The organism is Brachybacterium sp. HMSC06H03 (genome assembly GCF_001807385.1).
In the GTDB taxonomy this organism is placed as follows: Bacteria; Actinomycetota; Actinomycetes; order Actinomycetales; family Dermabacteraceae; genus Brachybacterium; species Brachybacterium conglomeratum.
Genome location: NZ_KV788797.1, coordinates 1 through 10540, shown reverse-complemented (window position 1 = coordinate 10540; position 10540 = coordinate 1). Strand labels below are relative to the sequence as shown.

Genomic DNA, 10540 nt, shown 5'->3' with positions numbered 1-10540 from the left:
CCCGCACTGCCGCCGGCCCGGCGCCTCAGCTCCGCCCGGCGCCTCCGCCCGGTCGCCGTGCGGGCCCGTCGCCGTCCTCGGGAGCCTCCTCTAGCGAGCTCTCCGCGGAGTCGTCCCCCGCGGCATCGTCCGCCCCGGGGTCCGCGCCCTCGTCCTCGTCGGGCAGCGGGTTGCCGTCGGCGTCGAGGTAGACGCCCCGCTCATAGTCGTAGTCGATCGGGTTGCCGTCCTCGTCGGTGCGGGCGTACCACTCGGTGACCTCGGGGGCGGTGGAGTCGAACTCGCCGCCGGTGGCGTACTCGCTGTCCGGGGCGGTCGGCTCGATCGCGAGGGCGAAGTGATCGCCGTACTCCGCCACGCCCGCCTTGACCGCGTTCTCGACCGCGGCCTCCTGGTAGTGCTCGCGGATCGTCATCGGGTCGTTGCGCAGCTCCTTGACCAGCGCGACCGCCATCAGCACCAGCACCACGGCGAAGGGCAGGGCCGAGACGACGATGAGGTTCTGCAGGCCCTGCAGGGCGTTCTGCCCGCCGAACAGCAGGATCACCACGGCGATGCCCGCCATGCACAGCGCCCAGAACGCGGTGATGAGGCGGTTCGGGGCGGGATTGCCCTTCTGGGACAGCTGCGAGTTCACCAGCGAGGCGGAGTCGGCGGAGGTGACGAAGAAGATCGCGAGCATCACGATCACCACGGCGGAGATGATGCCGGCGCCGGGCAGCTGGTCCACGACCGCGAAGAAGATCTCCTCCGGGGCGGGGAGCGACTCGATCGTCCCGTCGGGCGCGATCGCGCGATCGGGGTCGGCGATGCCGACGGTGTTCCCGGCGGCGTCGAGCTCGCTGGCCCGGCGCTGCAGCCAGATCGCGGTGCCGCCGAGGACGGCGAAGGCGAGCACGATGATCGAGGAGGGGATCAGCAGCACGCCGAGCACGAACTGTCGGATGGTGCGGCCGCGGGAGATCTTCGCGGTGAACACGCCGACGAAGGGCGCCCAGCTGACCCACCACGCCCAGTAGAAGGTGGTCCAGCTGGAGAGGAAGGTCTGCATGTCCTCGCCCTCGGACATGTTCGCACCGAGCATGTCGGGCAGGGTGCCGAAGTACTCGGTGATCGCTCCGGGGATGATGTTCATGAGGAACACGGTGGGGCCGACGACGAAGATGAAGACGGCCAGCACGAGGGCGAGCGCCATGTTGATGTTCGACAGCCAGCGGATGCCGCGCGCGACGCCGGAGACCGCCGAGGCGATCGTGCCGAGGGTCAGCACGCCGATGATCACCATGGCGAGCGCCGTGCCCGTGGGCGGCAGCCCGCCGACGATCTCCACGCCCCGGGCGACCTGGAGGGCGCCGATGCCGAGGGAGGCGGCGGTGCCGAAGAGGGTCGCGATGATCGCGAGCGCGTCGATGACGCGGCTGGCGGGCGAGGAGGAGTCCCCGCCCCAGAGCCCGGCGACGATCGCGCTCATCAGCGGCACCCGCCCGCGGCGGAAGGAGATGTAGGCGACGGCGAGTCCGACGATCGCGTAGATCGCCCAGGCGTTGATCCCCCAGTGCAGCGCGGACTGCGCGATCGCGCCCTTGATCGCGGCGATCGAGCCGGCGTCGTAGGGGGCGCCGGGGCGCGGGGAGAGGTAGTAGGTCAGCGGCTCGAAGGGTCCGAAGAAGATGATGCCGATGCCGATGCCGGCGCCGAACAGCATCGCCGCCCAGGAGGCGGTGCCGTACTCGGGCTTCTCCCCGTCCAGGCCCAGCGGGATCCGGCCGTAGCGGGACAGGGCGATCACCAGCAGCAGGATCACCATGCCGATGGCGAGGACGTTGAAGACCCAGCCGAGGTTGTGCATCACCCAGGCCAGCGCCGCACCGGAGATGTCGAAGACCTGCTGCGGGGCGAGCACGCCCCAGGCGACGAAGCCGATGATCACGGCGCCCACCACGCCGACGATGACCTTGTCGATCCCGTAGCGGACCTTCTGGTCCTCCACGGAGACGCCCGGCACCAGCACCGGATGGATGCTGTGGGGGTAGTTCACCTCGTCGAGGAAGCGCTTGGCCTGGTCGCGCCTGGTGAAGTGGCGCACCCGCCGCTCGGCGGCGTACTCGTCGGCGGCCTTCGCGGTCTGGCTCGCACGCTGGCTCGCACGCGGCGTCTGGTCCGGCGGGGTCATCGTTCCTCCTGGGAGTGGACGGCTCGCTCACTCTAGAGGCGCTCTCGCCCCTCGCCCGACCCACCTCACCCCATCCACAGAAACAAAGGCACTTCCACTGTTGTTCTCTGTGGTTTTCGCGCGTATGGTGCTCTCATCCCGCCGGGCCGTCCACGGCCCCGCACCGCGACGGCCCCCGTCCGACCTCCGACGAAGCAGGTGCCCCATGTACGCCCGTGAACGCCGGCGCCGCATCCTCGAGCTGCTCGAGGCGAGCGGCCGCGTGACCGTCACCGAGCTCGCGGTCGACTTCGACGTCACCACCGAGACGGTGCGCCGCGACCTCGACCAGCTCGCCGCCGAGCGGCTGCTCGTGCGGGTCCACGGCGGGGCCGTTCCTCCGAGCACCGCCGAGGTCGAGCCCGACCTCGAGGCCCGCCGCACCACCAACGTCGCAGCCAAGCGCCGCATCGCCCGCGCCGCCGCCAGCCTGCTGCCCGCCGATCCCCGCGCCGCGGTGATGCTCGATGCGGGCACCACGGTCGGCGAGCTCATCCCTCACCTCAGCGGCCGGCGCGGCCCCGTGATCACCCATGCCCCGGCGATCGCGCAGGGCGCCCTCGTGCACACCGATCTCGAGGTGCACGTGCTGCCGGGGCGGGTCCGCCCCACCACCCAGGCCGCCGTCGGCGCCGGGACCGTGGAGGCGGTGGGCCTGCTGCATCCCGAGCTCGTCGTGCTGGGCTGCAACGGCTTCGACCCCTCCGGCTTCACCACCCCGGACCCCGACGAGGCAGCGGTGAAGTCCGCGATGGCCCGCTGCGCGTCACGACGCATCGTGCTCGCGGACTCCTCGAAGGCCGGCACGCGTCATCTGGTCACCTTCGCGACGACCGCCGGGATCGACGCCCTGGTCACCGACGACGGCCTGCCCGCCGAGCTCGCGGCCGACCTCGAGGAGGCCGGGATCGAGGTGCTGACCGCATGATCATCACCTTCACCGCGAACCCCTCCCTCGACCGCACCGTCGACATCGGCGGCCCCCTGATCCCCGGCGGCGTGCACCGCATCGGCGCCGACGGTCTCCAGCCCGGTGGCAAGGGGATCAACGTCGCGCTGGGCGTGCACCGCGCCGGGCTTCCCGTGACCGCCGTCCTCCCCGCCGGGCCGCAGGATGCGCTGCTGGACCTGCTCGAGGCCGAAGGCCTCCCCCACCGGGCGAGCCCCGTCGCGGGCCGTGTGCGCACGAACCTCACCGTGCTCTCCACCCCGGAGACCACCACGAAGCTCAACGAGCCCGGTGCGACGCTGGACCGGGCCGAGGTCGCCGCCCTCGAGGAGCTGCTGCTGGCCGTCGCCGGCCCCGGGGACAGCGTCATGCTCTCCGGCTCCCTCGCCCCCGGCCTGCCGGCGGACGAGTACGTGCGCCTCGTCGTCGCACTGCGGGAGCGCGGCGCGCGGGTGGGCGTGGACACCTCCGACGCCCCGCTCGCCGCGCTCGCGGCAGCGCTGGACCGCGCCGCCCCCGACTTCCTCAAGCCCAACGCCGAGGAGCTCGGCCAGATCCTCGGCGCGGACGGTGCGGCGCTCGAGGCCGAGGCGGCGGCGGGACGGCTCGACCTTGTCGCGGAGGCCGCGCTGGACCTGCACCACCGCGGCGTCGGCGCGGTGCTCGTGACCCTCGGCGGAGCCGGCGGCCTCCTCGCGACCGAAGGGGCGGCCTGGTACTGCCCGGTCCCGCCCGGGCCCGTCGTCTCGACCGTCGGCGCGGGCGACTCCGCGACCGCCGGCTATCTCATCGCCCGCGCTCTCGAGGAGGCCCCGGCCGACCGGCTCGCGCGCGCCCTCGCGTACGGGACGGCCGCAGTCGGCCTGGCCGGCACCACCATCCCCCGTCCCGACCAGGTGCGGATCGACGCCTCCGCCGTCGTCCGACTCTGACCCGCTCCACCCGCCCCGCCAGGGTGCCCGTTCGAAGGAGAACCCCCATGTCCGCTGCGCTGATGACCCCCGAGCTGGTGAGGCTCGACGTCGCCCCGCCCGGGGACAAGCACGCCGTGATCGGCATGATGGCCGATATCGTCGCCGCGACCGGCCGCGCCGAGCGCGACGGCCTCGAGGCCGGTCTGCTGAAGCGCGAGGAGTCCTTCGCGACCGGCATGCCCGGCGGCTTCGCGATCCCCCACTGCCGCACCGAGGCCGTCCACGAGGCGGCGCTCGCGCTCGTGCGGCTGAGCGAGCCGGTGGACTTCGGCTCCGCCGACGGACCGGCCGATCTGATCATCGCGATCACCGCGCCCGCCGGCACCGACGACCAGCACCTGGAGCTCCTCGCCCAGCTCTCCCGCGCCCTGATCCGCCCGGAGTTCCTCGCCGCGCTGCGCGGGGCGTCCACCCCCGAGGAGGTCTCCGCGCTCGTCATGGACGTGGTCGCCCCCGAGGAGGCGGGGACCGACGCGCAGGCCGCCGGCGCCGCGACGTCCGAGGAGCCCGCCGACGCAGCGGTCGGGACGGGCGCCGCCTCGACCGCCGCTCCGACCTCCGGCTCCGCCTCGGCGAGCGCTGCCTCGGCGAGCGCTGCCGCGTCGAGCACCGCCCCGTCGGACGAGCCGTCGGCGGACGCCCCCGTGCTGCTGGCGATCACCTCCTGCCCCACCGGGATCGCCCACACCTACATGGCCGCCGAGTCCCTCGAGAACGCCGCGAAGGACAAGGGGATCGAGCTGCACGTGGAGACCCAGGGCTCCGGCGGCATCACCCCGTTCACCGACGAGCAGATCGCTCGTGCGAGCGCCCTGATCGTCGCCGCGGACGTGAACATCTCGGGCCGGGAGCGCTTCGCGGGCCTGCCCCTCGTGGAGCACCCCGTCAAACGGGCGATCTCCCACGGCGGGGAGATGATCGACGAGGCGGTCGCCGCGGCCTCCGACCCGTCGGCCCGCCGTGTGCAGGCCGGCGGCGCGACCTCGGAGAAGGCGGAGAGCGGCACATCCCAGTCCTGGCCCCGCCCGATCCAGGGCGCCGTGATGACGGGCGTGTCCTACATGATTCCCTTCGTCGCCGCGGGCGGCCTGCTGATGGCGCTCGGGTTCCTCCTCGCGGGCTTCGACGTCGCCTTCGTCGCCCAGGACGTCGCGACCGGGTTCTCGCTGTCCTCGCTGCCGGGGCACCAGGAGTACGAGGGCGCGACCGGCATGGCGCAGACCGAGCGCGCGGGCCTCGCCCTCTACCTCGGCGCGGTGCTGTTCACGCTCGGGAACCTCGGCATGGGCTTCCTCGTCGCGGCGCTGTCGGGCTACATCGCCTTCGGCCTCGCCGGCCGGCCCGGCATCGCGCCCGGCTTCATCGGCGGCGCGGTGTCGGTGGCCGTGGGCGCCGGCTTCCTCGGCGGTCTCATCACGGGCCTGCTCGCGGGCCTGATCGCGCTGTGGTTCACCACCCTCACCCCGCCGCGCTGGCTCGCCGGGCTGATGCCGGTGGTGATCATCCCGCTGGTGACCACCTTCGTCGTCGGCGGGCTGATGCTGCTGTTCCTGGGCCGCCCCCTCGCCGCCCTCATGACCGCGCTGCAGGACGGGCTGACGGGCATGTCCGGTTCCTCCGCCGTGCTGCTCGGCGTGATCATCGGGCTGATGATGTGCCTCGACCTGGGCGGGCCCGTGAACAAGGCGGCGTATCTCTTCGCGACCGCGGGGCTGTCCCAGGGCACCGAGGCCGCGTTCGAGATCATGGCCGCCGTGATGGCCGCCGGCATGGTGCCGCCGCTGGCGATGGCGCTGTCCACCCTGGTGCGGCGCCGCCTCTACTCCCCCGTGGAGCGGGAGAACGGGACGACGGCCTGGCTGCTGGGCGCGGCGTTCATCTCCGAGGGCGCGATCCCCTTCGCCGCCGCGGACCCGCTGCGCGTGATCCCCTCGATGATGACCGGCGGCGCCGTCACCGGCGCGCTGATCATGACGTTCGGCGTCGGCTCGCAGGCACCGCACGGCGGCATCTTCGTCGCCTTCGCGATCAGCCCGGTGTGGGGCTTCGTGCTCGCGCTGCTGGTCGGCACGGTGGTCGCCGCCGCGCTCGTGACGCTGCTCAAGGAGATCGGGCTGCGCCGCCAGGGCGCCGCCGCCTGAGAGGACCCGCCCCCAGACGTGCAGAAGCGCCCCGCCTCGGCGGGGCGCTTCCGTATGCTCTGCCCGTGCGCCCCGACGACGGGGCGGGGCCGAGCGACCACGAGGAGAGCCGACGATGCATCTGGACCGCCCCGGCCCGGCCCCCGACGACCCGCTCCTCGCCGCCCCCGCGATCGGGCACATGCCCGCCTACGGCGGCGCGCACCTCGCGATGCTGGTGCTCCTCGTCCTCGCCGCCGTCGTCCTGGTTCGCCGGGCGCGCCGCGGCGAGAGCGCCCGGGTGGACCGGGCGCTGCGGGTCGCGGGCTGGGCGCTGCTGGCGAACTCCACGGCCTGGACGGCATGGGGGTTCATGCCCTGGGCGTGGAACCTCGAGGAGTCCCTGCCGCTGCACTACTCGGATGCGCTGCGCTTCCTGGTCCCGATCGCCCTGATCACGCAGGCGCGCTGGGCGGTGGTGGTGTGCTGGTTCTGGGGGCTGACGCTGAACATGCAGTCCGTGCTCACCCCGGACCTGAACTACTTCGTGTGGGTGCCGCTGGAGTTCGCGGAGTACTGGATCGCGCACGGCGCCGGAGTGCTCGCCCCGGTGGTGCTGGTGTGGGGGCTCGGCTACCGGCCCACCTGGCGCGGGTACGGGATCGCCTACGCGGCGACGCTGCTGTGGGCGGGGATCGCCGTCACCGGCAACACCCTCACCGGCGCGAACTACGGCTACCTGAACCGGGCGCCCGCCGGGCCGAGCATCCTGGACCTGCTGGGGCCGTGGCCGCAGTACCTGCTGGTCGAGGCGGTGCTGATCGCCGCGGTGTGGGCGGCGATGACCCTGCCGTGGGTGCTGATCGACCGCCGTGCGGGCACCCCGCTCTCGGGGCGCGGTGGGCTCGTGCGGCGGCCGGTGCCCGCTCAGGCGAGCAGCTCGAGCTCCGCCAGCCGCAGCGGGCCCTCGGAGGTCGTCACCACCAGGCGGTGATGCAGGCACGGCCGCGGGGAGGCGATCTCGAAGGGGCGGGTCTGGCGTCGCCACTCGAAGCGCTGCGCGGAGCGGGCGTCGAGCACCTCCCAGCTCTCGCCGTCGTCCGAGCCCTCCAGCCGCCACGCGATCGGGTCCCCGCCCGTCTCCGCGGAGGAGGTGAGGGTGAGGAAGCGGGCCTGCATCGGCTCGCCGAGCTCGGGCAGGTCGAGCACGGCGCTCGCCGTCTCCAGCACGAGCTCGGTGCGGGCGTCGTCGTCCAGCAGCGGTTGCGAGGGGTCCGCGGCGAAGAGGTCCCACAGCGGCTGCGGCCGCTGCCCCGGCGCGGTCGGCGAGGGCGGGACCGTGCCCCAGTCACCGGGCTCCGCGCCGAGCTCGACCTCGATCTCCCCGCGGAGGTCCGCGTGGTCGATCCACGAGTCCGCGCGCTCCGCGCCGCGCACCCGCATCCCGGTGATGCAGACGTCCTCGGCGCCGGCCGGCGCCCCGCCCGCGCCGTGCGCGGTGAGGGTGAAGCCCTCCCGGCCCAGCGGCCGCACCCGCACCGTCTCGAACAGCGGCGCGACCAGGTGATAGCGGCCCGTGCCGAGCTGCAGCGGGTACAGCCCCAGCGCCGTCAGCAGCCACCAGGCGCTCATCTCGCCGTTGTCCTCGTCGCCGGGATACCCCTGCCCGATCTGCTCGCCGACGAAGAGGCGCCGCTGCACCTCGCGGACGATCCGGGAGGCCTCCTCCGGCGCCCCCACGTGGTGGAACAGGAAGGGGATGTGATGGGCGGGCTGGTTGGAGAACCCGAACTGGCCCATCCGCACCGCCCGCGCCTCGACCATCTCGTGGATGGTGGTGTCGTAGGTGCCGCGGCGGTCGGCGCGCTCGGGCGTGTCCAGGTACTGCTCGAGCCGGCCGCGCAGCATGTCGCGGCCGCCGTGCAGGGCGGCGAGGCCCTCGGGATCGTGCGGGGCGTGGAAGGCGAAGGTCCAGCCGTTGGTCTCCGTGAAGTCCCCTCCCCACTCCAGCGGGTCGAACTCCTCGGCCGGGACGGCGAAGGCCCCGTCGGAGCGTCGGCCGCGGAAGAACTCCGTCGTCCGGTCGAACAGCAGGGCGTAGTTCGCGCTGCGCGCGGCGAGATAAGCGGACTCGCCGCGCAGCCGCTCGGCGCGGAGCCGGTCCCCCTCGGCCTCGGCCCGCTCGGCGAGCAGCGCCGCCTGCGCGGCGATGCCGGCGTCGTTGATGTGCGCCTCGAGGCTCCAGGAGACGCTCTCCCCCACCTCGGCGTCGGTGGCGACGTAGCCGCGGAACACGGCGGTCTCCCCGCCCTTGCGGCCCACCTCGGGCTGCGGCGGGGCGACGGTCGCATTGCGCAGCGCGGCCTCGTAGGTCGCCTGCGGATCGGGCAGTGGCACGCCCTTGACCTGCAGGTCCGCGAAGGCGATGTCGCTGCTGGTGCCGGTCATGCAGTCGGCATAGCCGGGTGAGGACCAGCGCGCGATCCAGCCGCCCTCGCGGTGCTGCTGCACGAAGCCGTCGGCGAGCTCCGCGGCGAGCTCGGGGTAGAGCAGGGCGTAGGCGGGCCAGGCGGTGCGATAGGTGTCCCAGAAGCCGTGGTCGACGTACATCCGCCCCGGCACCGTCTCGGCGTTGGTGCGGGTGTCGGTCGCCGCGCCGCGCACGGGCAGCACGGGGCTCGCGTGGACGGGCTCGACCACCTCGGCGGTGCCGCGGTTCTCCCAGTGGGAGGACGGGTAGAGGTTCAGGCGGTAGAGGCTGCCGTACAGGGTGCGGCGCTGCGGGGCGGTCGCGCCGGGCGCCTCGAGCACCTGCAGGCGGCGGGTCCACATGGCATGGGCCTGCTCGCGGACCTGCTCCAGGGTGCGTCCGGCGAGCTCGAGCGCGAAGGTGCGCTGGGCCTGGTCCTGGCCGAGCAGGCTCGTCGCCAGGCGGACCGTGACGGTGCGGGTGCCGGGCGCGAAGCTGAGCACGCTGCCTCCGCTGTCGCCCTCCGCGCGGCCGACGCGCACGGGGGCGGGCTGCACCTCGGCGAGCACGAACATGCGGGTCGCCCCGTCGGCCCGGTCGTACCCCTCCTGGGGCGAGGAGTCGATCCAGCCCTGGACCCGCCCGTCGAAGACGGCGCCGGCGGCGTCGAGGCGGCTGTGCGCGTCCACGCCCTCGAGGAGGAGGTGGCCGGGCCCGGAGTCCTCCGGCAGGGAGATCTCGCACACGGCGCCGTGGTCGGTGGGCGCGAGCCGCATCCCGATCCCGCCCTCGAGGGCGACGGCATAGAGGTCGGGGCGGGCGGTCTCGTCCTCGTGGGTGAAGGCGCGCTCGCGCGCGGCGGGGCTCGCGTCCGGGCTCTCGCCCAGCAGCGGCATCATCACCAGCTGGTGGCGGTCGCCCATCCAGGGGCTCGGCTGATGGGTGAGGGACAGGCCCTGGAGATGGGTGCGGTGGTGCTGGTAGATCCAGCGGCGGGTGCGGGCGTCGGTCGCGGGGGTGAACTTCGCGAAGCCGTTGGGCAGGGCGGTGATCGGCAGGGTGTTCCCGCGCGAGAACTCGAAGGCCGAGCGGGTGCCGCGCCGGGTGTCGACCCAGGCGACGGGGTCCTCGAGCGGCGGGTCCGCGGGCGGCACGGCGAGGGAGGGGCCGTCGATCCAGCCGTGCAGCGGGGCGGGCGGCGCGGCCTCCCCGGGCTCGGACTCGAGGTCCTCGAGGAGATCGGCCTCGTGGTCCTCGGGCACGTCGACCTCGACCAGCACCTCCTCGATCCGGCGGCCGACGAGCGCCTCGAGCCCCACCTGGACGTCGTTCCACTGGTCGGCGTAGAGGATCCTCGCCTCGCCGAGGCCGCGGGCGGTGGCGAGGGAGCCGTGCTGGTCGCGGGGCTCGTGCTGCGAGAGGCGGGAGCCGTCGTCGAGGACGAGGTCGAGCGCGACATGGGTCGCGCCCCAGCTCAGCTCCTCGTCAAGGACCGGGTGCACGAACCAGCGCAGCACCTCGCCGGGCGCGATGGTGCGGCCGACGATCCCCGCCGCTCCGGCCTCGGCGGGCAGCGCCTGCTCGGCGCGCTCCCCCGCCTCGGTCGAGTAGCGCACGGCTGTGATCGGCTCGAGCTCGCCGCCCGGGCGGGCGGGGCGCGGGGAGCCGACGGGTGCCTGGTCCGGGGTGAGGATCATCGTGCCAGCGTAGCGAGACGGGGAGGCAGGACGGGTGAGGCGTGCGCGGGCGGGACGACGGGAGCGGGCACGCGCGGAGGGTGGACTGCGAGGCCGTCGGCGCCGATCCGTCGGCCCA

General features: G+C 73.9%; 6 protein-coding genes. 4 read left to right on the top strand and 2 right to left on the bottom strand.

Annotated elements, in window-relative coordinates:
* Positions 1 to 25 precede the first annotated feature (25 nt).
* Entirely contained in the window at positions 26 to 2173 is a 2148-nt protein-coding gene (locus HMPREF3159_RS08945) for a BCCT family transporter (RefSeq protein ID WP_070500713.1), read from the bottom strand.
* 205 nt (positions 2174 to 2378) lie between these two features.
* Between HMPREF3159_RS08945 and HMPREF3159_RS08940 the strand changes: the two genes are divergently transcribed.
* The 4 genes from HMPREF3159_RS08940 (at position 2379) to HMPREF3159_RS08925 (ending at position 7249) form a co-directional block, all read left to right on the top strand.
* Entirely contained in the window at positions 2379 to 3140 is a 762-nt protein-coding gene (locus tag HMPREF3159_RS08940; RefSeq protein WP_070500712.1) for a DeoR/GlpR family DNA-binding transcription regulator, read from the top strand.
* The gene (locus tag HMPREF3159_RS08935) at positions 3137 to 4093 is read left to right on the top strand and encodes a 1-phosphofructokinase family hexose kinase (protein WP_070500711.1); all 957 of its coding nucleotides are present in this window, start codon (positions 3137 to 3139) and stop codon (positions 4091 to 4093) included. The genes HMPREF3159_RS08940 and HMPREF3159_RS08935 overlap by 4 nt, the downstream gene beginning before the upstream one ends.
* 47 nt (positions 4094 to 4140) lie before the next feature.
* A complete protein-coding gene (locus HMPREF3159_RS08930) occupies positions 4141 to 6276 on the top strand; it encodes a PTS fructose transporter subunit IIABC (protein ID WP_070500710.1) in 2136 nt (711 codons plus the stop codon).
* A 115-nt stretch (positions 6277 to 6391) separates the two neighbouring features.
* On the top strand, positions 6392 to 7249 hold the full coding sequence (locus HMPREF3159_RS08925; protein WP_070500709.1) for a YwaF family protein: 858 nt from the start codon (positions 6392 to 6394) through the stop codon (positions 7247 to 7249).
* Here the strand turns inward: HMPREF3159_RS08925 and HMPREF3159_RS08920 are convergent.
* The gene (locus HMPREF3159_RS08920) at positions 7183 to 10422 is read right to left on the bottom strand and encodes a GH92 family glycosyl hydrolase (RefSeq protein ID WP_070500708.1); all 3240 of its coding nucleotides are present in this window, start codon (positions 10420 to 10422) and stop codon (positions 7183 to 7185) included. The two genes, HMPREF3159_RS08925 and HMPREF3159_RS08920, sit on opposite strands and share 67 nt — an antisense overlap.
* Positions 10423 to 10540: the final 118 nt, after the last annotated feature.